This is a genomic window from Tardiphaga sp. GW822-FHT04G09, assembly GCF_058800725.1.
This window is the reverse complement of the sequence record NZ_JBXAMO010000015.1, coordinates 26,919-49,725: the sequence shown is the minus strand read 5'-3', so window position 1 is coordinate 49,725 and position 22,807 is coordinate 26,919. Positions and strand designations below refer to the sequence as shown.

Genomic DNA, 22,807 nt, shown 5'->3' with positions numbered 1-22,807 from the left:
CAGGGCCCGGTGAGCCCCGCACAAGGGCGACCTTGTCAGGTTGCCGGTCTTAGGTCGCCGGTCTTGGCTCTATCGGATGCCAGATGCTGATCTTGCGAGTTTCCGGCATCAGGAAGACACAGATGACGAAGCATACGGCAGGAACCACGATCGGGTAGATCAGCGCGTAGCCGATGCTGCCCGTGGCCGCGAAAGCCGCCGAGGTGATGAACGGCACCAGTCCGCCACCCCAACCGTTGCCGATGTGATACGGCACCGATACCGACGTATACCGAATCCTGCCGGGGAAGTATTCTGCCAGGAACGCCCCGACCGGCCCGTACACCATCCCGACGTAGCAAACGAGGATGAAGATAATGAAGACCGCGATCGGATAGTTGATGTTGCCGGGCTGCGTGACCGTTCCCAGCCACAAATACAACGGATAGTACGTAATCGCGGCGAGCAACATGCCTCCCAGGATCACTGGCTTGCGGCCAATGATGTCGGACAGCCAGCCGAAAAAAATCAGGCTCGGCGTTGCAATGAGCAGTGCGGCTCCCACGATGTAGGCCGAGGTCAGCGGGTCCACCTTGGATACCTGCTGCAGGAAGTACAACGCCCAGAACTGACCGCTGTACCAGACCACTCCTTGCCCGATCAGCACGATGGTGGCGATCCCAACATATTTGATGTTGGAGGTGAGGAAGGCCTCCTTCCATGGATTCCTGGTCATCTGCCCCTTGGCCTTGATCTCCTGGAAGATCGGCGTCTCCTGAAGCTGGAGCCGGATGTAAATGGCGATAGCCACCAACAGGAAGGAAACCAGGAACGGAACGCGCCACGCCCATGCGTCGAAGGCCTGGTTGCCGAAATACGTGCGTGTCGCGATGATCACCGCCAACGACACCACGATCCCGAGAGTCGGGGAGGTCTGCAGCCAACCGGTGTAATAGCCCCGGCTTTCGTCCGGCACATGCTCGGCGACATAGGTGATGGCGCCGCCATACTCGCCGCCCAGACACAGGCCCTGGAGCATCCGCAGGCCGAAGAGAAGGAACGCAGCAGTCAGGCCGATTGACTCGTAGGTCGGGATCAATCCGATCGCCCCCGTGCCCAGCCCCATTCCGCTGAGCGTAACAAGGAACGTGTACTTGCGGCCAACCCGATCACCCATCCATCCGAAGAGGAATGCGCCCAGTGGGCGGATCAGGAATCCGGCGGTGAATAGTGCAATCGTACTGAGCAGAGCTGCGACGGGGTGGGATTGCTCGAAGAACTTGACCGACAGAACCGCGGCCAGGCTCCCGAAGATATAGAAGTCATACCATTCGATGACGTTTCCGACCGCCGCGGCGACGATCACGCGGCGGAAATCCGTCTGGATTTGCATTGCCATGTGTGCCTCCTGTTACTTCAAGACATTGCCTCCCATTTTCGGTGCTTTGCTTTCTCGCGGCGCGCGATCAATGCGCGACATCTGCAGGTGCCTCACCTGTGTGTGCGTCTGCGCCGCCTGCCCCCCTTGAGGGAGCTTTTACCATCTGAGGGGAGCTCCAACGGCCTCCGGCGCCGTGAGCCAACGCTGCCTCCTTTCCATCTGGCTGGAAGCGAAAGCACTCAGGCAGTCTAATCCTAATTGGACCACCACCGCATAAGACTTTTGGCTCTATCGGGCTGCGCCCGGCTGGTGTCCCAAGTCCTCCCTGGCAGTGAGCAAACGCAGCAATCAGATGAGCCAGAGAAGGTTGCCTCTCGAAGCGCCGGAAGCACTCACTATATGACTCAGAACAACAATGAAGGGAGGTGAGCATCATGCGTATTCAACATTGGCAAGATGCCGCCAGCCTGTTGCTGGGCGTGTGGTTGGCCGTATCGCCGTTCATCCTGGGCTTCGCCGGGGCGGCGACCTGGATCACAATCGCGCTGGGATTGTGCGTCATTCTGTTTGCCATAGAGGGATTCTTCATTCCCTCCTATCTGGAGGAATTGGGAGAGATTCTCCTCGGACTGGCTCTGCTCGTAGCACCCTGGGCAATCGGCTACGAGTCGGGATCGGCCACAGCAAGCAGTATGGTGTCGGGCATTCTGGTGATCTTGTTCGCAGCCTGGGAACTGATGACGGATCGCGATTTCATCAGTTCATGGCACGATCGCTGGCATCACTTGACCAGTTGAGCCAGGCAGTTGCCTGATCCCTCTGCCGACCATCATCAATGGTGGTCGGAGGAGAGAAATTCCCTCGGCGGCGTGTCGCTCAATGATGCGATACGCTACTCGTAAACGCGCCATGTGGTGCCGCGCTGTAAGTCGACGCGGGATTCTTGAACCGGCTGTCCGATTGATGCATTCTTGCCATCAACGATGGAAGGGAGGCGATCATGACCACACGCCGCACGGTTCTGCTATCTCTCGCGATACCTCTTGCCGCGCTGGTGCCGGCGCAGGCCGCCTCTTTCCTCGCGCAGCTCGATCCCGACAAGGATGGCACCGTCGACCTTGCCGAGGCCAAGGCAGCCGCCGGCAAACTGTTCGACAAGCTCGACCGCGATCATGACGGCACGCTGGACGCCAGAGAGCTGCGCGGCCGCATGAGCAAGAGCGAGTTCGCTGCCGCCAATCCGGACAAGGACGGCACGCTCGACAAGGCGGAATATCTCGCCGTGGTGGAAACCCGGTTCCGCGCGGCCAATCCCGATAATGACGGCACCATCGATGCCAGGGAATTCGCCACGCCGGCCGGCAAGAAGCTATTGAAGCTGCTGAAATAGGGCCCTTTTATCGCCACCGGACTCGCCCCATATTCGGGCCATGGCGAAGAAACCCGACTCTCCGAAAAAGCCCGCAAAATCAATCAAGACACCCGCCGCCAAGCCCGGCGCCGGCCGTCCCGACGTCAAGCCGATCGGGCCCGCGCTGGCGGAACTGCTGAATCCCGCGATCAATCGCGGCGATGCCGGCATGGGATCGGGCACCGGCCTGCAGCCGCCGCCGACCAATTCCTTCGAGCGCCGCTCCGGCGGCGAGGCAGCGGTGCATCGCGCGCGCAAATCGACGCCAAAGAAATTCGAGGGCGACGAGGGAATGCGCCCGACGCCGTTGCAGCCGTTTCCGCAACCGGTTGTCGCGCCCTATGCCCCGCGACTGAGCGAGCAGAAGGGTCTCGAGGAAGCCCAGCAGGCCAATTACAACACCTCGGCCACGATCCCGACGCTGGATCCGGAACTGGCCAAGCAACTCGGTTTCGCCACCGAGGAAGATGATGCCGCTGCCATGGCGCGCCCGCCGCGCAACAAGATGGAGGCGCTCGGCGTGCAGGCCACGGCCGATGCGCTGGAAGCGCTGGTGCGCGATGGCCGCCCGGAGTTCAAGGACCAGAAAGTCTGGACGCCGCATCGTCCGCCGCGTCCGGAGAAATCCGAAGGCGGCGTGCGCTTCGAGCTGAAATCCGAATATGAGCCGAAGGGCGACCAGCCCACCGCGATCAAGGAACTGGTCGAGGGCATCGAGCGCAACGACCGCACGCAGGTGCTGCTCGGCGTCACCGGCTCCGGCAAGACCTACACCATGGCCAAGGTGATCGAGGCCACGCAACGCCCGGCGATCATCCTCGCGCCGAACAAGACGCTGGCCGCCCAGCTCTATGGCGAGTTCAAGAGCTTCTTCCCCGACAACGCCGTCGAATATTTCGTCAGCTATTACGACTACTATCAGCCGGAAGCCTACGTCCCGCGCACTGACACCTATATCGAGAAAGATTCCTCCATCAACGAGCAGATCGACCGCATGCGCCACTCGGCGACGCGTGCGCTGCTGGAGCGCGACGACGTCATCATCGTGGCGTCGGTGTCGTGCATCTACGGTATCGGCTCGGTGGAAACCTACACCGCGATGACCTTCGCGCTGAAGAAGGACGAGCGCATCGACCAGCGCCAGCTCATCGCCGACCTCGTGGCCCTGCAGTACAAGCGTACCCAGCACGATTTCACGCGCGGCACTTTCCGGGTGCGCGGCGACGTGATCGACATCTTCCCGGCCCACTATGAGGACCGCGCCTGGCGCGTGAACCTGTTCGGCGACACCGTGGAGAGCATCGAGGAGTTCGATCCGCTCACCGGCCACAAGCAGGATGAGCTCGAATTCATCAAGATCTACGCCAACTCGCACTACGTGACGCCGCGGCCGACGCTGATCCAGGCGATGAAGTCGATCAAAGAAGAGCTGAAGTGGCGGCTCGAGCAGCTGCACAATCAGGGCCGCCTCCTGGAGGCGCAGCGGCTGGAGCAGCGCACCACCTTCGATCTCGAAATGATGGAAGCCACCGGCTCATGCGCCGGCATCGAGAACTATTCGCGCTATCTCACCGGGCGTCGCCCCGGCGAGCCGCCGCCGACTTTGTTCGAATATGTCCCCGACAATGCGCTGGTGTTTGCCGACGAAAGCCACGTGTCCGTGCCGCAGATCGGCGCCATGTTCAAGGGTGACTTCCGCCGCAAGGCGACGCTGGCGGAATACGGCTTCCGCCTGCCCTCCTGCATGGACAACCGGCCGCTGCGCTTCGAGGAATGGGACATGATGCGCCCGCAATCGATCGCGGTGTCGGCCACGCCGTCCGGCTGGGAGCTGCAGGAATCCGGCGGCGTGTTCGTCGAGCAGGTCATTCGCCCCACCGGCCTGATCGACCCGCCGATCAATATCCGCCCGGCCCGCACCCAGGTCGACGATCTCCTGGGCGAAGTCCGCGCCACCGCGGCCCAGGGCTATCGCTCGCTGATCACCGTGCTGACCAAGCGCATGGCCGAAGACCTGACAGAGTTTTTGCATGAGCAGGGCATTCGCGTGCGCTACATGCATTCGGACATCGACACCATCGAGCGGATCGAGATCATCAGGGATCTTCGCCTCGGCGCATTCGATGCGCTGGTCGGCATCAACCTGCTGCGCGAAGGTCTCGACATTCCCGAATGCGCGCTGGTCGCCGTGCTCGATGCCGACAAGGAAGGCTTCTTGCGTTCGGAGACATCGCTGATCCAGACCATCGGCCGCGCCGCGCGCAATGTCGACGGCCGCGTCATTCTCTATGCCGACCAGATGACCGGTTCGATGCAGCGCGCCATCGCCGAGACCGATCGCCGCCGCGAGAAGCAGGTGGAATACAACACGCTGCATGGCATCACGCCGGAAAGCGTGAAGAAGTCGATCGGCGACATCCTCAACTCGGTCTATGAAGGCGACCGCGTGCTGGTGGATATCGGCGGCGGCATGGCCGAGGACGCCATCACCATCGGACACAATTTCGAAGCCGTGCTGGCCGATCTGGAAGTGCGGATGCGCGAGGCCGCAGCCGACCTGAACTTCGAAGAAGCCGCGCGCCTCCGCGACGAGGTCAAGCGCCTGCGTGCCACCGAACTCGCCGTGGTCGACGACCCCACCGTCAAGCAGCGCGGCGTCGCCGCCCGCGGCGGTGCCTATAAGGGCGACAAGAAATATGGCGATGCCGCCAACCTGCCCGCGCGCCTCGACAAGGCCGCACAAGGCAAGGCGCGCGGCAAATACGGCAAGAGTTCATCAGCGGGCGGCGCCTCGTCGAAAGTGCACAAGCCCGGGCTCGACGAGATGGGCATCGCGAACTGGCATGAGGTGAAGCCCGCCCGCGGCAAGGAAGTCCAGCGTCCGCGCAAGCCGACACTCGACGAAATGGGACCGGGCACCGAGAGCAAGATCTTCCAGCCGAAGAACAGCCGCGAGTCCGGGCCGGAGTTTGGCCCCGCGCCAAGATCAACCGGCGGCGCGCCGGGGCATCGGGGCGGGTGGAAGAAGCGGAGCTGAACGCGCATTGACGAAAAGGCATCTGTAGCGTATACGCTACAGATGCCGGTGATCAACAGAACCGACGAATTCTCGATTTGGCTGAAAAATCTGCGCGACATCCGGGCGCGGGCGAAGATTATTTCGCGGATCGATCGGCTGGAACTTGGCAATCCCGGCGACGTTGCGCCGGTCGGTGATGGCGTCAGTGAGATGCGCATTCACTACGGTCCGGGCTATCGGGTCTATTTCGTGCGTCGCGGCGACGAACTGATCATCCTGCTCTGCGGTGGCGACAAGAGCTCGCAAAGCGCAGACATCGCCGCTGCCAAGCAACTCGCGCATCAAATGAAGGAGTGAGCATGGCCACCGTGACCCCATTCGATGCCGCCGACTATCTCGACAGTCCCGAGATGATCGCCGCCTATCTTACCGAGGCTTTTGAATCGGAAGACCCGGCCTTGATCGCCAAGGCGATCGGCGCCGTTGCCCGCGCGCAGGGCATGACCGACGTTGCCGAGAAGACCGGCCTGTCGCGCGAGAACCTTTATCGCGCGCTCGGCGGTGACGCCAAACCGGAATTCGCGACGGTGCTGAAGGTGTTGCACGCGTTAGGCATCAGTTTGGTGGCGCAGACACGCGTAGCGTAGCATAATTCCTATAAGACTATATACCCCTCTCTGTCCTGCTCATGAGGGTGCTTTCGGGGTGGAGCACGATACGGCGCCTGCGGACGTGCCTCGCAAGCACGGACTCGGGAGGTCCGGGGTCACCGTCCTGGCCCACTATGAGGCTGCGCCGGAAACGGCTGGACGGGTGCGGGTGAAGGCAGGCGAAAGCCTGTCCGGAACGGAGGGCTTTCATTAGCCCTGCCCAGTGCCCGGAAGCACGGTCTCTGGAACAGAAATCGCCGCGATGAAGCGCCGCAAGGCGTTGCGCTGTAGACGGAACGATGTCGCAGCCGGACCGGACGCAGCGCCTGACTAAAAAGGTGCCCCTTGCGGCGCGCCATTCCCCTCAGTTTTCGAGGGAAAGACTACAGCTCACCTCGGGGTTTCGCCCGCGAGAACGATGTCGCGTGGCTGTTTGACATCCGAATCCGAGAGACAAATGCGACGGTGCATGCGCGGCCTGTTGAACCGTTTCGGCGCTACGTCAACCAATCATGACGCGCGGCCATCACGCCGCATCACGGCGACAATTGGCGATGAACGAAACCGGCACCATCGAGAAGCGGCTCAACGCACTGGAGCGCGATCACGGCAAAACCCGCGACTATCTGGTCGGGCTGACGTCGTGCATGGTGGCTGCGCTCGGGGCCGCGCTGTTCGAGCAATACGGCAAGCCGGCCAGCAACCTCTATACCCAGATCATCGTTTTCGCGATCGGTTTTGTCGTCGTCCGCCGCATTACGCGCTGGACGCTGAAAGTCTGACGCTCACTTCCCCGCCGGCGGCGCAACGTCGGCAACCTGGCCGCTGCGCTTCAGGGCTTCGACGACGAAGCCCGACGCCTTCATCTCCTCGACGAAGGCCTTGAGATAGGCGACGCCGGCCGTGCGCGGTCTGTCGGTGATGCGCGGCATGGCCATCGCCTGCTGGATCTCCTGGAAATGGCCAGACATCACGCGCATCTCCGGATGGTCCTTGGCATAGGCATCGAGCTGCTGGCGCACGCCGGCGGCGGCATCGAGCTTCTCGTCAAGAAACTTGCGGATCATCGCGCTGCCACCGCCGGCATCGGCGCGCAGCACGGTGGCATGCTTGATAGTGCGGGTGAGATAGAGGTCGTAGGCCGAGCCGAGGCCGACGGACATCCGGACGCCGTCCCGGTCGACGTCATCGACGGTCTTCAGCGGCGAATGCACGGGGACCATGTAGGTGCCCTCGATAATCACATAGGGCGCGGTGAAGATGATTTCCTGCGCGCGCACCGGCTCGATGGCGATGAAACCGACATCCCAGACGCCAGCCCTGGCGCCCTCGAACACCTTGCCCGCCGCGTCATAAGGCACATAGTCCACGGCGACGCCGAGGCGCTTCGCCAGCTCGGCGGCGAGATCCGCGGAGACGCCGCGCGGCGCGCCGTCCGGGCCCTTCTGGGCCAGGACACTGTTACCGTAATTGATCGCGGCGCGGAGCTTTCCGGTGGGGACGAGATCGCGCAACACCTCGGGCGATGCCTGAACGGATTGGACCGCGGGCTGGGCGAAGGCCGGGACTGCTGCGGTCATGAACAGCACCATCCATCGCAATACACGCATCGCAGGCCCCCCTAGTTTCGGCGCGACCATGCCTGCAAAGCCGGCGGGCGACAATCGGCCACCTGGGGCTTCGACGACCGTGCGATCTGCCCGGCGCGAACGGCGGCAGGCGGATTGGATGGCTGATATGCCCGGCCGGGAATGCCTGTTATCGCACTGCGCGACCGTCTACACTGGTGTCCGTTGGCGCAATGGGTGGCTCGACGTGTTCAATGGTTTCTACAAATGCGACTACCGGGCGGGCGACGTGGTCGGCCGCAGCGTCATGTATTGCAAGGACGGCCGCATGCTGGGCGGCAACACCGCTTTCGCCCATGTCGGCACCTATGAAGAGGCCGATGGCGCCATCCATGCGGTGATCCATGGCCAGCGCCACCACATCGACTCGCAGTTTCGCACGCTCTATGGCGACGACGACGGCTCCATCCGCGTCCGTGGCCTGCATGACGGCAAGAACTACAGGTTCACCGGCGGCGATATGCAGGGCCGTGGGCCGGCCTTCGAGTCGGTGATGACACGGCTCGACGAAGAGGACTTCCCGGACACGGGCACGGTGGGCGATGGCGGCATCGCCAACGGGCTGTATTCGCTGCACATGAAAACCCTCGACGGCGTCGAGGACGGGCTGACCGGCGTGATGCTGCTGTTCGACGGCCGCATTCTCGGCGGCGACGCGCGCTTCTATTATCTCGGCGCCTATGGTTCGTCCGGCGGCCGCTGGAAGGGCGAAATCGTCAATCAGGAACACACGCCTACAGCCGGCGGGGGTACGATCTTCGCCGGCTATGAAGTGGGCATCGGCTTTTCCGGCAGTTGCAGCGACGGCTGCGCGGCGTTCGAAGCCACGGCCCTCGCCGGCAAGCGCAGCCTGCGCCTGAAGGCCGAGCTGTCGCTGCTGCACAAGGCGTGAGACGTTAGCTGGCTCGCGCCAGTATCTTGCGTTCAACCGGGTGGATGTCGATCGCCCGTAACTGTCCCATCCGCAGCACATCGATTTCGATCGCGCGAGCGATGCGATCACGATCCAGAATCCGGATCAGATCATCGACGCCATTCACCGGCACATGATCGAGCGCGATCACGACGTCGCCGGGCAGCAGACCAGCTCTCGCCGCGGGACCATCGGGATCGATCTGGTCGAGCAGCGCGCCCATGGTGTTCTCCACACCGGCGAGCACCGCATGGCGACGCGGGATCGGCGCAGTCTGGCCGGACACCCCGATGAAAGCGCGGCGAACATAGCCGTGACGGATGATCTCCGACAGCACGAATTGCGCGGTATTGCTGGCGACCGCAAAGCAGATACCTTGCGCGCCCTGGATGATCGCGGTGTTGATACCGATCACCTCGCCCCGCGACGACACCAAGGGGCCGCCGGAATTGCCGGGATTGAGCGCGGCATCGGTCTGGATCACGTCCTCGATCGAGCGCCCGCTCTCCGAGCGGATCGACCGGCCGAGCGCCGAGACGACACCGGCAGTGACAGTGGATTCGAAGCCGAGCGGATTGCCGATGGCAACGACCAGCTGGCCGCGCCTCAGGTTCTTGGAATTCCCCAGACCCGCATAGCGCAAATCGCGTGCGCCATCGGCCCGCAGCAAAGCGAGATCGGTATCAGGGTCGGCGCCGAGCACGCGCGCTTCGGTGACGACGCCTTCGGTGTCGCGCAGGCGGATGTGCCTGGAATTGCCGACGACATGGCTGTTGGTCAGCACAAGGCCGTCCGGCGAGATGACAATGCCGGAACCGAGCCCGGCGCGCTGGCGCGGATTGGACGTCTTCGCTCCGGTCTCGACGCGCACGACCGCGGGACCGACGCGTTCTGTGACGCCGATCACGGCGTTGGAATAGGCATCGAGCAGCGCCGCATCATTCTGCACTGCGGCAACGCCAGGTGTCCCGGAATCGTCATCGACGGGATGTGTGGTGATATCAAGCATGGCGTGCTTCCTTTGTGATTTAAATGGCCCCGGCACGTACCATCGCAAGTGCAGTGCAGGTGCAGCATGCGCAGCGCACATGGCCGGCCCGCATTCCGCTTTAGCCGCAGGTCTGTTCAAACCGTGACTTTACGCCGCAGCTCGGCGCACCTATGTTTTGCGCGCGGCTGTCGATGGTGATGAGCGCTGTTCAAGGGAAGAAACCACGATGGCCAAACAACCCTGGTATCGCGTTCTCTATATCCAGGTGCTGATCGCCATCGCGATTGGCGTAACGGTCGGTTACTTCTATCCGGATGCTGGCAAGGCCCTGAAGCCGCTCGGCGACGGCTTCATCGCACTGATCAAGATGATGATCGCGCCGGCGATCTTCTGCACCGTTGTGCACGGAATCGCCTCGATCGGCGACATGAGCAAAGTCGGCCGCATCGGCGGCAAGACGCTGCTGTATTTCGAAACGGTCTCCACCGTAGCACTGCTGATCGGCCTCCTGGTCGGTCACTTCCTGCAGCCCGGCGCCGGCTTCAATATCGATCCCTCCACGTTAGACGCGAAATCCGTGGCCAGCTATGTCAGCCGTGCCAAGGAGGAGAGTTTCGTCGGCCATCTGATGGCGATCATTCCGACGTCCTATTTCGACTCGCTGGCCAAGGGCGATCTCCTGCAGGTGCTGCTGGTCGCGATCCTCTCCGGCTTCGCGATCTCCCATATGGGCAAGCCCGGCGAAAAGATCGCCGAAGGTATCGATCTCGCCGGGAAGATGTTCTTCCGCATCATCGGCATGATCGTCCAGCTCGCACCGATCGGCGCATTCGGCGCAATGGCCTTCACCATCGGCTCGTTCGGCCTCGGCGCCCTCGTCAATCTCGGCTATCTGATCTTCACCTTCTATCTGGCCTCGCTGCTGTTCGTGCTGCTGGTGCTCGGCGGTATCGCGCGTGCCTTCGGCTTCTCGATCCTGCGTTTCATCGGCTACATCAAGGACGAGCTGCTGATCGTGCTCGGCACCTCGTCGTCCGAGACCGTGTTGCCGCGCATGATCACCAAGATGGAAGCCCTGGGCGCATCGAAGCCGGTGGTCGGCCTCGTGATCCCGACCGGCTACAGCTTCAATCTCGACGGCACCAATATCTATATGACGCTGGCCACGCTGTTCCTGGCGCAGGCCACCAACACGCATCTCACCTTCGGCCAGATGGCCGCGGTGCTCGGCGTGGCGATGCTGACATCGAAGGGCGCATCGGGCGTCACCGGCGCAGGCTTCGTGACGCTGGCTGCAACGCTGTCGATCATCCCCGATATTCCGATCACCGCACTGGCCATTATCGTCGGCATCGACAAGTTCATGAGCGAATGCCGCGCGCTCACTAATCTGATCGGCAACGGCGTCGCCACCATCGTCATCAGCCGCTGGGAGGGCGAACTCGATCGCCATCAGCTCCACGAGGCGCTGCTGCATCCGATCGATTTCGGCGAAGAGATGGAGAGTCGGCCGTTGGGAGAGCTGCCGAAAAAATCGGCCGCCTGATTGCCCTATCTAGGACATCGATCCGGCATCAGCGCCGTTGCCGCCTTCTCGCTGTCCTCCGCACTTGACAGCTACAGATATTGCCCGCCCTGCAACGTTGCGGCGCTCGCCACGACGATGGCTCGCTTCGGACAGATGCCGAGGCAGCTCGTCAGTACAACGCGTGGACTTTTCACGTCCTGCTTCGCGCTGCGACGTTTCAAGTCCGACTTGAGAGATTTGCGCAACGCCTTGCCATCATCGATGCGACCGAGGCACTTCTTGCAGACAAGGACGGGCGGCGCGCGGCGCAAGCGGGCAGTGACGACGGGTTTACCGGCCATCCTTCATCTATAGAAACCGCCCGCTGCATTACGATCACCCCGAACGGCGGTTGCTGGTGTTCTGCGTGAGATTGCCGTGCGCCGCCTGCTCGCGAATATTGTGCTTCTCGTCGTCGCGATGACCCTTGGTGTTATCGAGCGTGACCTTCGGCGCGCTGCCAGGTCCCTTGTCGCTGCAGTTATCCTCGGGAACGGGCTGGATGTGCTTGGTCATCGGGAATCTCCCCTTGCAGGTCGAGGGCAACGCAGCTGCCCAAGCTGCGTTCCTTAACCAGGCTCCAGCACATGAAATCGCCGTCAGCCGTTGAACCTTCCGGTGCCGTTGTTTGACGCATAAAATGTTGAGTGGGGGCGCTGCATGAAAATCGCGTTGCTGATCTTGCTGGGTCTGGTTCTGGGGTTGCTCGGCGGAGCCGCTTTGGGAATCGGCGCCGGTGTTGCCTGGGTCGAATTGTTCAAGACCAGTAATTTCGAGGGCTACAGCGCCATGCTGGTGTTTTTCACCTTTATGCCCATTGGCGCACTTCTCGGCGCCGTCGGCGGGGCCCTCCTGTTCGGCATCATGGCCGCCCGCAATGAAGATGTCGCCATGAGGCGGCTCCCCGTGCAGGACCACGATCAGACATACCGGTAAGGTTATGCCGACGGCACAATGCAGCTTAACGTTTTGGTGAGCAGCTCCTCACCACGAACATTTGTGCATTGCAAAATAATCAATTGAATTTCAGCGAAATTATATTACTTAAGTTTCCAAGCAATTTGTGCAGACCGCCCGGGCGACGTTGCTCCGGCGCGCAAGTGTTTTCAGCCATTTTCAGGACGATCCCAATGACAGAGCATAGCCTCTGGCGTTTTTCGCGCGCGTTGCATCGCGCCATCAATGAACGCCAGCTCGACCACCTCGCTGACATCATCGACGACAATATCGAATGGGCGGTCTACGGCCCGATCGACATGTTTCCGTTTCTCGGCGCACGCCACGGCAAAGCGGCCGTGCTCGATGTCTGCAAGCAGATCGCGGACAATGTGCGGGTGCATCGCTTCGAGCGCGAGTCGATGATCCTTGGTGATGAGTCTGGCTCCGCAATGATGCGCTTCTCGCTGACCGCACTGGATTCGAACCGCCCCATCAGCCTGCGACTGGCACAATTCGCGCAGTTCAAGGCCGGGCGTCTGACCAGCATGCGCGTGGTCGTCGATACGTTCGACCTGGTCGAACAGGCATTGGGCCGGCCTATCCATCTGCCCAAGATCGCCTGAGCAGCGCGGCGATTGCCAATCGCCAATGATCATTCCCGGCGAAATGTTGCGACGCCACAATTCCGCCGGGCCTGATGGTATTATCTGCCAACCGATCCGCGATCTTGCTGGGCAGTGGGCACGATGGCTTCAGGATTCAGACCGAAATATTGGGCGCTTGTCGCAGCGCTCGGCGGAACCGCGTTGGCCTTTCCGGCTTACGCGCAAAACCCGTGGCGCGGTCTCGTCGACGTTGCGCCACCTCCCGGCGAAATAGAGCAGGTCGACACGGCAGCCACTCCTCCTGCTGACGCCGCGGAACCCGACTGGAGCCTCTTGAACACCGACGATTCGCCGACGGCGAAGGCATCGCTCCGCGAGAAGCGCTCGTCGCTGATCGTCGGCAGCCCGTCGTCCAGCTGGACGTCCAACGACAGCAACGGCGCAGCGGCACTCTCGGTCAAGCAATCGGTCACACCATTCTGGGATACGCGCGTCGGCGCCGATATCAATGTGGCGCGGCAGACCGCTCCGCGCAGCGCAGCCGATGCCTACCGCAATCAATTCGGAGACGGCACGGCGCAGGCCCAATCGGGCGGCGCAGCCTGGGCGGCCGCGACCGCTCCCGGCGTGGGCTCAATCTGGGACAAGACGGCGATCGAAGCCCGTGTCGATCCGGGTGCAGATCAGACCAAACTTGGTACCTCGCTCAGCAAGTCGGTGCCCATTGCCGGTGATCAGTATTCTCTGACGCTGCAGAGCGGCTACAACGTGATCCAGCAAGGCAGCATTCCGGCCATTGGCTACAATGGTCGCCCCACGCGAAGCTACGAGACCGACCAGCTTGCGCGGTTCAACATTACCGATACGGGCACGAGCTTCATCGCAGGGCAATCGCTCGCCACCACCGACGACAAATGGCTGCGCAAGTTCGGCGCGGAGCAGAAGCTGTTTGGCGGCGTCAACGTCTCCGGATCAATCAGCGAGACGGTCCAGGGCGTGACCAACAAGACATTCTCGGCCGGCTTCAAGCACAGTTGGTAAAGCAAGTTTTAATAACTTTGCCAGATGATTGCCGGCAAAGATCGGCGCCCCGCCGCATATTCGCCGCGATCTCGTCAAAATCCACTGCGCAGATGGACACGTAAATTTGTCGTGCGGGGGACCGCGCTCGCTCACTGTGAAGTTCACTTCGCACAAACAAGGAAGAGCTGATGAGTGCCATTCGTTCAGAACAGACGGAAGCCAAAGATGACGACAGCAACCTCGCCGCTGTGTCTGAAGTCGAAGCGGGTATCCGCGACTTCGTGCGCAATGATATCGCCTACCTCCGTCGTCCGGTGCCTGGCATGGTGAACAATTCAAGCGAAACCACAACCAGCACCGATGCGCCTCTGGAAGCCACCACCGAAGCGACCGTCAACAGCGTCAACTCGCTGATCCAGCGCGTCGCCGGCACCTCGCTCGGTGAGATCGAGAAGCTGGTTTCCGAACTCGAAAGCCTGCGTGACCTGCTCCATGCCGAAGGCCAGCGCGTCCAGCGCGAGATCTCCGGCTACGCCCAGCTCAGCCAGGCCGCAATGAAGTCGACCCGCCTGATTGCCGACAATGTCGCGCAGTGGAAGCGCACCGCTGACGGTCTGCGTCACGACTGATCGACACCAGGCCAACCAGATCAAAAGCCGCCGTCCCGAAAGGGCGGCGGCTTTTTCGTGAGCAACTTCAATTGAACTTTATTGGTTCCGTTCCCGACCAACGGTTACGCAGCAGCTGTGAACTGCTCCTGGGGGAATTGATTCGTGGAGACCATCCGGCCGAACAACACCGATCCGATTCCGGCGCGCAGCAGCGCGCCCAGGATGGGGACCATTATCTTGCGTTTTGTCGGGTTGCTGTTCGTGGCCGTGGCGCTGCTCGCCTGGGCCTGGAGTCGCTGAGGTCGCGATCATCGACCTCACGCGCGAGAAAACCAGCGCAGCTCGGCGCGGGTCTGGTTAGCAAATCGTAAAAATTACTCGCTGACGACTGCGCTGCTCTCGAGCGTATAGGCGCCATCGGCATAACCCTTGACCACCATGCAGGTGGCCAGCATCACCGCAAGCGTCACGCTCGCAAAGATAAAGCCCACGAATTTCAGTCCGGTGCGGTCAGCCATTGTCGTCCCCAAATAGTCCTGCAACGTCGTCTTAGTCGCCATATGCGTGAGTCGCAGATCACGCTCACAAGGTTCAGAACCCCTTAACAGCGTTCGGGTTCCACCGATAAAATTTGAAATGGTTAAGCCGCGCCACCCCGTTGCGGCAGGAAGACCGAACCGAGGAAGCTGTAGACCTCCTCGCCGCGCTGATTAACGGCAACGTTCTTCGACTGCAAGATGCCCCACCCCGGACGCGTCGCGGTCGCGCGCACGGAAACGACCTCACTGCTATAGGTCAGGGTGTCGCCCGCAAGAACAGGCCGGACCCAGCGCAGATCGCGAAAACCGGGCGATGGGCCACCGACTGGAGGCTCTTCGCCACGCGCTTCGGCTTCCGCCTTTGCGCGCTGGCCATCGGCCACCAGCAACTTCATGCACACCGACGCCACGTGCCAGCCCGACGCTGCAAGACCGCCGAACAGCGACTTGCGACCGGCCTCTTCATCGAGATGGAATGGTTGTGGATCGAATTGTTCGGCAAAAGCCTTGATCGACTCCGCCGTGAACGTGAACGATCCGAGCTCACGGCGCATACCGATTTGGATGTCTTCCAGATAGCGCATGCTGCGACCCTAGTTCCCGGCGGCGGCTTCGCGCCGCCCGACCATGATCGGGGTGATCATCTCGGAAATCGTCTGCCCCCTGGCATTGCGTGTGCTGAACTTGAATTTCACGATGCCCAAGGTCGGCCGGCTTTGCGATGCGCGCGCTTCGATCACTTCGACATCCAGCGTCAGATCGTCGCCCGGACGAAACGGCGCAAGCCATCGCATCTGATCCACGCCTGGCGACCCCATCGATGCGGTCTTGTGCAGAAACCCGTCATAGATCATCCGCATCATCAGCGAGCACATGTGCCAGCCTGAGCCGGCAAGCCCCTTCAGCATCGACGCACTCGCCGCATCCTCGTCAAGATGCATGGGCTGCGGGTCATATTCCCGCGCATATGCAACAATCTCGTCGCGGGTGATGTGACGCGGCCCAAATGTGCCGAAATGGCCGGGCTTAAAATCTTCAAATGTCAGGGTCATAATGGGGGATGCCGTCGAGGAAGCCTGATTGTGGCCGTTATTTGCAGCAATCTCAACCCGGTCGCTTGCATGGCTTTCCCGCGATCCTGCCCGTCAACGCCGTCGGGCCAGGACATTTGAAGCCGTTTGTCGATGCGATTGAATTTGTCATACATCTACCGGGCGGGGGATTTCACCGATGTTCGAATTTCGGGATCTGTTTCAGTGGGACCGTTTCATTACGCCCACAATCATCAAGACGTTCTACTGGCTGGTGATCGCACTGATCATTCTGTTCGGCATTTCCGGGATATTTTCGGGTCTCGCCGCAATGGCCATCAGCCCGTTTGGCGGCTTTATCCTCGTGATGTCGAGCCTTGCCAGCGTGATCGTCGGCATCATCTTCGCGCGCATCGGGGCTGAGTTCGTCCTGATCGTATTCCGCATCAACGAACATCTCGGCGCGATACGGGATCAGGGGCAGACGTTGGGTCAGCACCAGCAGTATTAAGTGCTTGAACCCCGCTCCTCGGTCATGTGAGGAGCGGGGCCAAGACGCTTAGGTATTGAACCGGAAATGCAGTACGTCGCCGTCGGCGACGACATATTCCTTGCCTTCCAGCCGCAGCTTGCCGCCATCGCGCGCGCCAGCTTCGCCACCGAGCCTGACATAGTCGTCATAGCCGATGGTTTCCGCGCGGATGAAACCCTTCTCGAAATCCGTGTGGATGACGGCTGCAGCCTGCGGTGCCTTGGTGCCCTGGGTGATGGTCCAGGCACGGGCTTCCTTGGGACCGACGGTGAAATAGGTGATGAGATGCAGCAGCGAATAGCCCGCGCGGATCAGGCGATCGAGGCCCGCTTCTTCGAGCCCGAGCGTATCGAGGAATTCCGCACGTTCGGCACGTGACAGAGTCGCGATCTCGGATTCGATCTTGGCGGAGATGGCGACCGCAACCGCGCCCTCCTTCGCAGCATGTTCTGCAACCCGCTTCGAATATTCGTTGCCTTCGCCCGCCGCGCCTTCTTCCACGTTGCAGACATACAGAACGGGCTTGGAGGTCAGCAGACCGAGCATGCCGAACGCGCGCTCTTCCTCGGGCTTGCGCTCGAGAAAACGCGTCGGCTTGCCGTCGCGCAACAGCACCAAGGCGCGCTGGACCAGATCGAGCTGTTCCTTGGCGTCCTTGTCGTTGCCCTTGGCCTTCTTGGTCAGGTTGTCGATGCGCTTCTCGCAGGAATCCAGATCCGCGAGCATCAGCTCGGTCTCGATGATCTCGATGTCGGCGAGCGGATCGATCTTGCCTTCGACATGGGTGATGTCGTCATCGATGAAGCAACGCACCACATGGGCGACGGCATCGACTTCGCGGATGGTGGCGAGAAACTGATTGCCAAGGCCTTCGCCCTTCGACGCGCCCTTCACCAGGCCGGCGATATCCACGAAGGTCAGACGCGTCGGGATGATCTGCTGCGACTTGCCAATCTCGGACAATTTGTCGAGGCGCTTGTCCGGCACCGCGACTTCACCGACATTCGGCTCGATGGTGCAGAACGGATAGTTCGCAGCCTGTGCGGCCGCGGTTTCCGTGAGCGCATTGAACAGCGTCGATTTGCCGACATTCGGCAACCCGACGATCCCGCATTTGAATCCCATGATCCTGTCCTAATTCTTCGACGGCTTCTCAGCAGAGCCGTTGTCGTCCTTCGACGTGAAACCCTTGGCCTGCATCGTCAGATGCACCTTGTTCTGAAACGACGAGTCCTGACCACCGACCAGCAAGCTTACATGCTCGGTCACCGCGTCGTTGAACGCTTCGAGCTGCGGCCGTTCGGCCTTGGCGAAATCGCTCAGCACGTGATTATGCACCAGTTCCTTGGCACCGGGATGTCCGATGCCGAGGCGAACGCGCCGATAGTCGTTGCCGATATGCGCGGAGATCGAGCGCAGACCGTTATGTCCGGCGATGCCGCCGCCGATCTTCACGCGCACCTTGGCGAATGGCAGTTCGAGCTCGTCGTGAAACACGGCGATGTCGCCGAGTGAAATCTTCAAATAGGCGGACGCTTCCTGAACTGAGCGGCCGGAGTCGTTCATGAAGGTCATCGGCTTCAGCAGGATGACACGTTCGCCGTCCAGCGTGCCTTCGGAGGTCTCGCCCTGAAAGCGACGGCGCCACGGTCCAAAACCGTGACGCCGCGCGATGTCGTCGAGAACCATGAACCCGATATTGTGCCGGTTGCCCTGGTATTTCGCACCAGGGTTTCCGAGACCAACAAAGAGAAGCATGACGCGGAGCTCCGCGCCGGATTACTTCTTCTTCGCCGGAGCGGCGGCGGCGGCCGGAGCCTTGGCGCCGGCAGCCGGAGCCTTGGCACCAGCCGCGGCGGGAGCCGCAGCAGCAGCAGCCGCAGGGGTCGCAGCTTCTTCACCGTAGCCCGACGGAGGCACGATGGTGACCAGCGTCAGGTCGGCATCGCGAGCCAGCGTCTTCACGCCCTTCGGCAGAACGACGTCGGTGATGTGCAGCGACGTGCCGATATCAAGCTGGCTGACATCAACTTCGAGGAACTGCGGAATGCTCTCGGCTTCGGCTTCCAGTTCGATCGTGTGGGTCACGATGTTGATGGTGCCGCCACGCTTCACGCCCGGAGCGCTTTCAGCACCCTTGATGTGCAGCGGAACGCTGACGCGGATGGTCGCGCCTTCGCCGAGGCGGAGGAAGTCGACGTGGAGCGGGAAGTCCTTGACCGGATCGAGGTGGAAGTCGCGCGGAATCACGCGGTGCTTCTTGCCCTCGAGCTCGATGTCGTAAATCGTGGTGAGGAACCGGCCGGCCAGAATGCGCTGGCGCAGTTCGGCGTCATTCACCGAAATCGCCACCGGGGGCTTGTTGTCACCATAGATCACTCCGGGCACTCGGCCGGCGCGACGCTCTGCCCGTGCGGCCCCCTTGCCGCCGACCGGACGTGAGGTCGCCTTCAATTCCTTGACGGTCGCCATCGTGTAAGTCCTTGTTTTCTAAAAAGTTAAAGGCCGCAATGCGGCCCGTTTCCACGCTGCAGCAAGCCTCCAGGGGTGCGGGGGCTGCGGACGTGGGCGGCTTCTACCGCCAAACCGCCAAAAAGACAAGGAAATGACGGGCTTTTTCTTCGTCTGCAGGGCCCTTCCAGGGGCCTATTTAGCCATCTTCGCCCAGGTAACCGATCTCCGGCCGCCGCGTGCAGGCGCCGGTAGAGCCGTCCACTCAGCCACCGAGCTTGGCTTCCAGTGCCGCGATCCGGGCCTTCAGCGCCTCGTTCTCCTCGCGGGCGATCCGGGCCATGTCCTTGACCGCCTCGAACTCCTCGCGCTTCACGATATCGAGATCGCGCAGGATCTTCTCAGCCTGGTTGCGCACAACCGTATCGACCTCGCGCTTGACGCCCTGGGCCGCGCCGGCAGCATCGTTCATCAGGCGGCCGATCTCGTCGAAGAACCGATTGTTGGTCTGGGTCATGGCAAGAACTCCGGTCGGATGAACAAACACGCGGCATTAAGCTGTAGATCGACAATGGCGATCCCGGCTGCGCAGTTCAAGTATCGCCTGTCTTTCGCGTTCACAACTGCCCAGGTCCCTTAATTCGTCACAAGCCAATGCTTTACTGGCGGCATCCGGAGCCGTAAGCCCACCACATGCCATTCCTGACCATCGCCTTCCCCGTTTTCGATCCGGTCGCCATCGCGCTCGGCCCGATTGTCATTCGCTGGTACGCGCTGGCCTATATCGGCGGCATCGTGCTCGGCTGGATCTACGCCCGCGCGCTGATCAAGAGCACGAAGTTATGGGGCGGCCCCTCGCCGATCTCGCTTCTCGATTTCGACGACTTCATCCTCTGGGTGACGATCGGCATCATCGTCGGCGGCCGCACCGGCTATGTGCTGTTCTACAATCTCGACTTCTTCATCGCCCATCCCGCCGAGATTTTCGAGCTGTGGAAGGGCGGCATGTCGTTCCATGGCGGCTTCATGGGCTGCGTCTTTGCCGTATTTCTGTTCTGCTGGAAGCGTGGGCTTTCGGTCCTGTCGCTCGGCGACATCACCTGCGCGGTCGGCCCGATCGGCCTGTTGCTCGGGCGCCTCGCCAATTTCATCAACAGTGAATTGTGGGGCCGGCTTGCCGACGCCAGCGTGCCCTGGGCGATGGTGTTTCCCAATGGCGGGCCACTGCCGCGCCACCCCAGCCAGCTCTATGAAGCCGGCCTCGAGGGTATCGTCCTGTTTCTCATTCTGGCCCTGATGATCCGGGCCGGCGCGCTGAAGCGCCCCGGACTGATCCTCGGCGCCTTCATCTTTTTTTATGCGCTGGCGCGTATTACAGGAGAATTCTTCCGCGAGCCGGATCCGCAACTCGGATTTCTGTGGGGTGGGCTCACCATGGGCATGCTGCTCTCCGTGCCGATGATATTTGTGGGACTCGTTTTGATGGTACGTGCCTGGCGCAAGCCGCAGGCATCGCTCGAATTGAGTCCGGGCAAGAAGGCCTGATGTGACCGAACAATCGCCGCTGCTGGATGAAATCAAGCGCCTGATCAAGTCGACCGGACCGATGCCGGTGTGGCGCTACATGCAGCTGTGCCTGACCCATCCGCAACACGGCTACTACATTTCACGCGATCCGCTGGGCCGCGAGGGCGACTTCACGACATCGCCGGAAGTCAGCCAGATGTTCGGCGAGCTGCTCGGCCTGTGGTCGGCTTCGGTTTGGCGGGCCATGGGCGCGCCGCCTTTTGTGCACCTGATCGAGCTTGGCCCCGGACGCGGCACCATGATGGCCGACGCGTTACGTGCACTACGCGTGCTGCCACCGCTGTATCAGGCGTTGAATGTGCATCTCGTCGAGATCAATCCCGTACTGCGCGAAAAGCAGAAGGCAACCCTGTCCGGCGCCCGCAACGTCACCTGGCACGACAGTATCGAAACCATCCCCGCGGGGCCGTCGATCACCCTCGCCAATGAATATTTCGATGTGCTGCCGATCCATCAGGCCGTGAAGCGTGAAAGCGGCTGGCACGAGCGCATGGTGGATATCGACAGCAATGGACAGCTGATGTTCAGCGCGTCAACCGATCCGCTGCCGCGCTTCGACGTGCTGCTGCCCCCGCTGGCGCGCGCAGCCCCTGTCGGCGCGGTGTTCGAATGGCGCCCCGATACCGAGATGATGAAGATTGCCAGCCGCGTCCGCGACGAAGGCGGCGCGGCCCTGATTATCGACTACGGCCATATGCGCAGCGACGCCGGCGACACCCTGCAGGCCATCGCGCAGCACAGCTACGCCGACCCGCTGAAGAATCCCGGTCAGGCCGACATCACCGCACATGTGGATTTCCAGGCGCTCGGCCGCGCGGCAGAAGATGTCGGCGCCCGCGTCCACGGGCCGGTGACGCAAGGCGAATTCCTCAAGCGCCTCGGCATCGAGACGCGCGCGCTGACCCTGATGGCCAAGGCCACGCCGGAAGTTTCCGAAACCGTCTCGGGCGCACTGAAACGCCTGATCGACAGCGGCCGCGGCAGCATGGGCTCTATGTTCAAGGTGGTCGGCATCTCCGATCCCAATATCGACACGCTGGTGGCCTTGAGCGACGACACCGGCATCGAGGCCCCGACATCATGACGTTCACATCGCCCTTGCTGTCAGCCATTCCCGGCCTGCGCCATGCTTTCTTCACGCGCGAAGGCGGCGTCTCCGAAGGCATCTATGCCGGCCTCAATGGCGGGCTCGGATCGCATGACGATCCCGCGCATGTGGCCGAGAACCGCCGGCGCATGGCGGCGGAGATGGGCGTCGCCCCTCAGCATTTCCTCACCGCCTATCAGGTGCACTCACCCGATGTCGCCGTCGCCACGGCACCGTGGGATGGAGATGCACGTCCGCGCGTCGATGCGATGGTGACGAAGGTCGAGGGCCTGGCGCTCGGCGTCACGACGGCCGACTGCGGACCGGTTCTGTTTGCCGATCCCAAGGCGCGCGTCATTGGTGCCGCTCATGCCGGCTGGAAGGGCGCTCTCACCGGCGTGCTCGAAACCACTATTTCCGAAATGGAGAAACTCGGTGCCGACCGTTCCGACATTGTGGTCGCGATCGGCCCGCTGATCCGCCAGCCAAGCTATGAGGTCGGCGCCGAATTCGTCGAGCGCTTCACGCAGTCCGATGGCGGTTTTAGCCGGTTCTTCATTCCCTCGGTCCGCGCCGGACATTCCATGTTCGATCTCGGCGGCTTCATCCGGACGCGGCTGGAGCGGGCCGATATAGCCATCATCGACGACACCGGCATCGACACCTATCCCGACGAGAACCTGTTCAGCTATCGCCGGTCTGTGCATCGGAAAGAGCCGGATTACGGCCGCCAGATCCACGCGATCGTTCTCGAACGCTAACCTGGGCGTTAACGCACCGTTATCCTTAACGCGGCCGAACTGCCTCAAACTGAACGCTAATTGTCGGGGAGCGGTGACCGTTTCGGTCACCCTGGAGAGACC

Annotated in this window: 29 protein-coding genes; 17 read left to right on the top strand and 12 right to left on the bottom strand. The window is 61.8% G+C overall.

The annotated features are described in order from the left end of the window. Positions 1-49 precede the first annotated feature (49 nt). Positions 50-1,378, bottom strand: a complete 1,329-nt coding sequence (locus tag AC1RLZ_RS22095; RefSeq protein ID WP_493190334.1) for an MFS transporter — start codon at positions 1,376-1,378, stop codon at positions 50-52. Between the two features lie 416 nt (positions 1,379-1,794). On the opposite strand from AC1RLZ_RS22095, the gene AC1RLZ_RS22090 reads away from it, so the two are divergent. The 6 genes from AC1RLZ_RS22090 (at position 1,795) to AC1RLZ_RS22065 (ending at position 7,222) form a co-directional block, all read left to right on the top strand. Continuing rightward, complete coding sequence (locus AC1RLZ_RS22090; RefSeq protein ID WP_371421173.1) at positions 1,795-2,157, top strand: SPW repeat domain-containing protein; 363 nt, start codon at positions 1,795-1,797, stop codon at positions 2,155-2,157. A gap of 203 nt (positions 2,158-2,360) precedes the next feature. After that, positions 2,361-2,750: a lanmodulin LanM gene (lanM, locus tag AC1RLZ_RS22085; RefSeq protein ID WP_493190333.1), complete on the top strand. Its 390-nt coding sequence runs from the start codon at positions 2,361-2,363 to the stop codon at positions 2,748-2,750. A 40-nt stretch (positions 2,751-2,790) separates the two neighbouring features. Beyond that, positions 2,791-5,808 carry an excinuclease ABC subunit UvrB gene (gene uvrB / locus AC1RLZ_RS22080; protein ID WP_493190332.1) on the top strand — a complete coding sequence of 1,006 codons (3,018 nt, stop codon included), beginning with the start codon at positions 2,791-2,793 and terminating at the stop codon, positions 5,806-5,808. A 42-nt stretch (positions 5,809-5,850) separates the two neighbouring features. Continuing rightward, the gene (locus tag AC1RLZ_RS22075; protein WP_493190331.1) at positions 5,851-6,147 is read left to right on the top strand and encodes a type II toxin-antitoxin system RelE/ParE family toxin; all 297 of its coding nucleotides are present in this window, start codon (positions 5,851-5,853) and stop codon (positions 6,145-6,147) included. 2 nt (positions 6,148-6,149) lie between these two features. Beyond that, positions 6,150-6,437, top strand: coding sequence for an addiction module antidote protein (locus AC1RLZ_RS22070; RefSeq protein WP_493190330.1), 288 nt, complete (start codon positions 6,150-6,152; stop codon positions 6,435-6,437). Positions 6,438-6,994: 557 nt separating this feature from the next. Then, positions 6,995-7,222: a hypothetical protein gene (locus AC1RLZ_RS22065; protein WP_493190329.1), complete on the top strand. Its 228-nt coding sequence runs from the start codon at positions 6,995-6,997 to the stop codon at positions 7,220-7,222. A gap of 3 nt (positions 7,223-7,225) precedes the next feature. Here AC1RLZ_RS22065 and AC1RLZ_RS22060 read toward each other — a convergent pair whose 3' ends face one another. Next, entirely contained in the window at positions 7,226-8,020 is a 795-nt protein-coding gene (locus AC1RLZ_RS22060; protein WP_493190328.1) for a transporter substrate-binding domain-containing protein, read from the bottom strand. A gap of 148 nt (positions 8,021-8,168) precedes the next feature. Between AC1RLZ_RS22060 and AC1RLZ_RS22055 the strand changes: the two genes are divergently transcribed. Continuing rightward, positions 8,169-8,960 carry a GrlR family regulatory protein gene (locus AC1RLZ_RS22055; protein ID WP_493190327.1) on the top strand — a complete coding sequence of 264 codons (792 nt, stop codon included), beginning with the start codon at positions 8,169-8,171 and terminating at the stop codon, positions 8,958-8,960. A 4-nt stretch (positions 8,961-8,964) separates the two neighbouring features. On the opposite strand, the gene AC1RLZ_RS22050 is transcribed toward AC1RLZ_RS22055, so the two are convergent. Continuing rightward, the gene (locus AC1RLZ_RS22050) at positions 8,965-9,990 is read right to left on the bottom strand and encodes a S1C family serine protease (RefSeq protein ID WP_493190326.1); all 1,026 of its coding nucleotides are present in this window, start codon (positions 9,988-9,990) and stop codon (positions 8,965-8,967) included. A 208-nt stretch (positions 9,991-10,198) separates the two neighbouring features. On the opposite strand from AC1RLZ_RS22050, the gene AC1RLZ_RS22045 reads away from it, so the two are divergent. Further along, positions 10,199-11,518: a dicarboxylate/amino acid:cation symporter gene (locus tag AC1RLZ_RS22045; RefSeq protein WP_371421182.1), complete on the top strand. Its 1,320-nt coding sequence runs from the start codon at positions 10,199-10,201 to the stop codon at positions 11,516-11,518. Between the two features lie 71 nt (positions 11,519-11,589). Here AC1RLZ_RS22045 and AC1RLZ_RS22040 read toward each other — a convergent pair whose 3' ends face one another. Then, entirely contained in the window at positions 11,590-11,841 is a 252-nt protein-coding gene (locus AC1RLZ_RS22040; RefSeq protein ID WP_493190325.1) for a (2Fe-2S) ferredoxin domain-containing protein, read from the bottom strand. A 34-nt stretch (positions 11,842-11,875) separates the two neighbouring features. Further along, positions 11,876-12,055 carry a hypothetical protein gene (locus AC1RLZ_RS22035; protein ID WP_089261775.1) on the bottom strand — a complete coding sequence of 60 codons (180 nt, stop codon included), beginning with the start codon at positions 12,053-12,055 and terminating at the stop codon, positions 11,876-11,878. 144 nt (positions 12,056-12,199) lie between these two features. Between AC1RLZ_RS22035 and AC1RLZ_RS22030 the strand changes: the two genes are divergently transcribed. The 5 genes from AC1RLZ_RS22030 to AC1RLZ_RS22010 all read left to right on the top strand — a co-directional run bounded on the left by AC1RLZ_RS22030 (position 12,200) and on the right by AC1RLZ_RS22010 (position 15,017). After that, positions 12,200-12,475 (top strand): hypothetical protein, encoded by a 276-nt coding sequence (locus tag AC1RLZ_RS22030; RefSeq protein WP_493190324.1) that lies wholly within the window; start codon positions 12,200-12,202, stop codon positions 12,473-12,475. Positions 12,476-12,669: 194 nt separating this feature from the next. Beyond that, positions 12,670-13,101: a nuclear transport factor 2 family protein gene (locus AC1RLZ_RS22025; RefSeq protein WP_371421185.1), complete on the top strand. Its 432-nt coding sequence runs from the start codon at positions 12,670-12,672 to the stop codon at positions 13,099-13,101. Positions 13,102-13,224: 123 nt separating this feature from the next. Then, positions 13,225-14,124, top strand: coding sequence for a hypothetical protein (locus AC1RLZ_RS22020; protein ID WP_493190323.1), 900 nt, complete (start codon positions 13,225-13,227; stop codon positions 14,122-14,124). A gap of 170 nt (positions 14,125-14,294) precedes the next feature. Continuing rightward, positions 14,295-14,735, top strand: a complete 441-nt coding sequence (locus AC1RLZ_RS22015) for a hypothetical protein (protein ID WP_371421187.1) — start codon at positions 14,295-14,297, stop codon at positions 14,733-14,735. A gap of 144 nt (positions 14,736-14,879) precedes the next feature. Next, positions 14,880-15,017 carry a hypothetical protein gene (locus AC1RLZ_RS22010; RefSeq protein ID WP_493190322.1) on the top strand — a complete coding sequence of 46 codons (138 nt, stop codon included), beginning with the start codon at positions 14,880-14,882 and terminating at the stop codon, positions 15,015-15,017. A gap of 74 nt (positions 15,018-15,091) precedes the next feature. On the opposite strand, the gene AC1RLZ_RS22005 is transcribed toward AC1RLZ_RS22010, so the two are convergent. The 3 genes from AC1RLZ_RS22005 to AC1RLZ_RS21995 form a co-directional block, all read right to left on the bottom strand. Then, complete coding sequence (locus AC1RLZ_RS22005; protein ID WP_170849743.1) at positions 15,092-15,235, bottom strand: hypothetical protein; 144 nt, start codon at positions 15,233-15,235, stop codon at positions 15,092-15,094. 122 nt (positions 15,236-15,357) lie between these two features. Continuing rightward, positions 15,358-15,840 carry a MaoC family dehydratase gene (locus AC1RLZ_RS22000; protein WP_493190321.1) on the bottom strand — a complete coding sequence of 161 codons (483 nt, stop codon included), beginning with the start codon at positions 15,838-15,840 and terminating at the stop codon, positions 15,358-15,360. Positions 15,841-15,849: 9 nt separating this feature from the next. After that, positions 15,850-16,308 carry a MaoC family dehydratase gene (locus AC1RLZ_RS21995; protein ID WP_493190320.1) on the bottom strand — a complete coding sequence of 153 codons (459 nt, stop codon included), beginning with the start codon at positions 16,306-16,308 and terminating at the stop codon, positions 15,850-15,852. Positions 16,309-16,486: 178 nt separating this feature from the next. Between AC1RLZ_RS21995 and AC1RLZ_RS21990 the strand changes: the two genes are divergently transcribed. Beyond that, the gene (locus tag AC1RLZ_RS21990) at positions 16,487-16,798 is read left to right on the top strand and encodes a DUF4282 domain-containing protein (protein ID WP_371421191.1); all 312 of its coding nucleotides are present in this window, start codon (positions 16,487-16,489) and stop codon (positions 16,796-16,798) included. 48 nt (positions 16,799-16,846) lie between these two features. Here the strand turns inward: AC1RLZ_RS21990 and ychF are convergent, their stop codons facing one another. The 4 genes from ychF to AC1RLZ_RS21970 form a co-directional block, all read right to left on the bottom strand. Further along, complete coding sequence (gene ychF / locus AC1RLZ_RS21985) at positions 16,847-17,944, bottom strand: redox-regulated ATPase YchF (RefSeq protein ID WP_493190319.1); 1,098 nt, start codon at positions 17,942-17,944, stop codon at positions 16,847-16,849. A 9-nt stretch (positions 17,945-17,953) separates the two neighbouring features. After that, positions 17,954-18,577: an aminoacyl-tRNA hydrolase gene (pth, locus tag AC1RLZ_RS21980; protein ID WP_493190318.1), complete on the bottom strand. Its 624-nt coding sequence runs from the start codon at positions 18,575-18,577 to the stop codon at positions 17,954-17,956. A 21-nt stretch (positions 18,578-18,598) separates the two neighbouring features. Then, positions 18,599-19,291, bottom strand: coding sequence for a 50S ribosomal protein L25/general stress protein Ctc (locus AC1RLZ_RS21975; RefSeq protein ID WP_493190317.1), 693 nt, complete (start codon positions 19,289-19,291; stop codon positions 18,599-18,601). 244 nt (positions 19,292-19,535) lie between these two features. Further along, on the bottom strand, positions 19,536-19,787 hold the full coding sequence (locus tag AC1RLZ_RS21970; RefSeq protein ID WP_184513811.1) for an accessory factor UbiK family protein: 252 nt from the start codon (positions 19,785-19,787) through the stop codon (positions 19,536-19,538). A gap of 176 nt (positions 19,788-19,963) precedes the next feature. Here AC1RLZ_RS21970 and lgt point away from each other — a divergent pair, with 176 nt between their 5' ends. From lgt to pgeF, 3 genes are read left to right on the top strand one after another with little or no spacing between them, the layout of a single operon-like run. Continuing rightward, complete coding sequence (gene lgt, locus AC1RLZ_RS21965; RefSeq protein ID WP_493190316.1) at positions 19,964-20,815, top strand: prolipoprotein diacylglyceryl transferase; 852 nt, start codon at positions 19,964-19,966, stop codon at positions 20,813-20,815. Position 20,816: 1 nt separating this feature from the next. Next, positions 20,817-21,941 (top strand): class I SAM-dependent methyltransferase, encoded by a 1,125-nt coding sequence (locus tag AC1RLZ_RS21960; RefSeq protein WP_493190315.1) that lies wholly within the window; start codon positions 20,817-20,819, stop codon positions 21,939-21,941. Further along, positions 21,938-22,705 carry a peptidoglycan editing factor PgeF gene (pgeF, locus tag AC1RLZ_RS21955; RefSeq protein WP_493190314.1) on the top strand — a complete coding sequence of 256 codons (768 nt, stop codon included), beginning with the start codon at positions 21,938-21,940 and terminating at the stop codon, positions 22,703-22,705. Before AC1RLZ_RS21960 ends, pgeF begins: the two co-directional genes overlap by 4 nt. Positions 22,706-22,807 lie beyond the last annotated feature (102 nt).

Bases quoted from the DNA above. Each gene is read 5' to 3' on its own strand.
- AC1RLZ_RS22095 (WP_493190334.1), bottom strand. From the start codon at position 1,378: ATGGCAATGCAAATCCAGACGGATTTCCGCCGCGTGATCGTCGCCGCG.
- AC1RLZ_RS22090 (WP_371421173.1), top strand. From the start codon at position 1,795: ATGCGTATTCAACATTGGCAAGATGCCGCCAGCCTGTTGCTGGGCGTG.
- lanM (WP_493190333.1), top strand. From the start codon at position 2,361: ATGACCACACGCCGCACGGTTCTGCTATCTCTCGCGATACCTCTTGCC.
- uvrB (WP_493190332.1), top strand. From the start codon at position 2,791: ATGGCGAAGAAACCCGACTCTCCGAAAAAGCCCGCAAAATCAATCAAG.
- AC1RLZ_RS22075 (WP_493190331.1), top strand. From the start codon at position 5,851: ATGCCGGTGATCAACAGAACCGACGAATTCTCGATTTGGCTGAAAAAT.
- AC1RLZ_RS22070 (WP_493190330.1), top strand. From the start codon at position 6,150: ATGGCCACCGTGACCCCATTCGATGCCGCCGACTATCTCGACAGTCCC.
- AC1RLZ_RS22065 (WP_493190329.1), top strand. From the start codon at position 6,995: ATGAACGAAACCGGCACCATCGAGAAGCGGCTCAACGCACTGGAGCGC.
- AC1RLZ_RS22060 (WP_493190328.1), bottom strand. From the start codon at position 8,020: ATGACCGCAGCAGTCCCGGCCTTCGCCCAGCCCGCGGTCCAATCCGTT.
- AC1RLZ_RS22055 (WP_493190327.1), top strand. From the start codon at position 8,169: ATGGCTGATATGCCCGGCCGGGAATGCCTGTTATCGCACTGCGCGACC.
- AC1RLZ_RS22050 (WP_493190326.1), bottom strand. From the start codon at position 9,990: ATGCTTGATATCACCACACATCCCGTCGATGACGATTCCGGGACACCT.
- AC1RLZ_RS22045 (WP_371421182.1), top strand. From the start codon at position 10,199: ATGGCCAAACAACCCTGGTATCGCGTTCTCTATATCCAGGTGCTGATC.
- AC1RLZ_RS22040 (WP_493190325.1), bottom strand. From the start codon at position 11,841: ATGGCCGGTAAACCCGTCGTCACTGCCCGCTTGCGCCGCGCGCCGCCC.
- AC1RLZ_RS22035 (WP_089261775.1), bottom strand. From the start codon at position 12,055: ATGACCAAGCACATCCAGCCCGTTCCCGAGGATAACTGCAGCGACAAG.
- AC1RLZ_RS22030 (WP_493190324.1), top strand. From the start codon at position 12,200: ATGAAAATCGCGTTGCTGATCTTGCTGGGTCTGGTTCTGGGGTTGCTC.
- AC1RLZ_RS22025 (WP_371421185.1), top strand. From the start codon at position 12,670: ATGACAGAGCATAGCCTCTGGCGTTTTTCGCGCGCGTTGCATCGCGCC.
- AC1RLZ_RS22020 (WP_493190323.1), top strand. From the start codon at position 13,225: ATGGCTTCAGGATTCAGACCGAAATATTGGGCGCTTGTCGCAGCGCTC.
- AC1RLZ_RS22015 (WP_371421187.1), top strand. From the start codon at position 14,295: ATGAGTGCCATTCGTTCAGAACAGACGGAAGCCAAAGATGACGACAGC.
- AC1RLZ_RS22005 (WP_170849743.1), bottom strand. From the start codon at position 15,235: ATGGCTGACCGCACCGGACTGAAATTCGTGGGCTTTATCTTTGCGAGC.
- AC1RLZ_RS22000 (WP_493190321.1), bottom strand. From the start codon at position 15,840: ATGCGCTATCTGGAAGACATCCAAATCGGTATGCGCCGTGAGCTCGGA.
- AC1RLZ_RS21995 (WP_493190320.1), bottom strand. From the start codon at position 16,308: ATGACCCTGACATTTGAAGATTTTAAGCCCGGCCATTTCGGCACATTT.
- AC1RLZ_RS21990 (WP_371421191.1), top strand. From the start codon at position 16,487: ATGTTCGAATTTCGGGATCTGTTTCAGTGGGACCGTTTCATTACGCCC.
- ychF (WP_493190319.1), bottom strand. From the start codon at position 17,944: ATGGGATTCAAATGCGGGATCGTCGGGTTGCCGAATGTCGGCAAATCG.
- pth (WP_493190318.1), bottom strand. From the start codon at position 18,577: ATGCTTCTCTTTGTTGGTCTCGGAAACCCTGGTGCGAAATACCAGGGC.
- AC1RLZ_RS21975 (WP_493190317.1), bottom strand. From the start codon at position 19,291: ATGGCGACCGTCAAGGAATTGAAGGCGACCTCACGTCCGGTCGGCGGC.
- AC1RLZ_RS21970 (WP_184513811.1), bottom strand. From the start codon at position 19,787: ATGACCCAGACCAACAATCGGTTCTTCGACGAGATCGGCCGCCTGATG.
- lgt (WP_493190316.1), top strand. From the start codon at position 19,964: ATGCCATTCCTGACCATCGCCTTCCCCGTTTTCGATCCGGTCGCCATC.
- pgeF (WP_493190314.1), top strand. From the start codon at position 21,938: ATGACGTTCACATCGCCCTTGCTGTCAGCCATTCCCGGCCTGCGCCAT.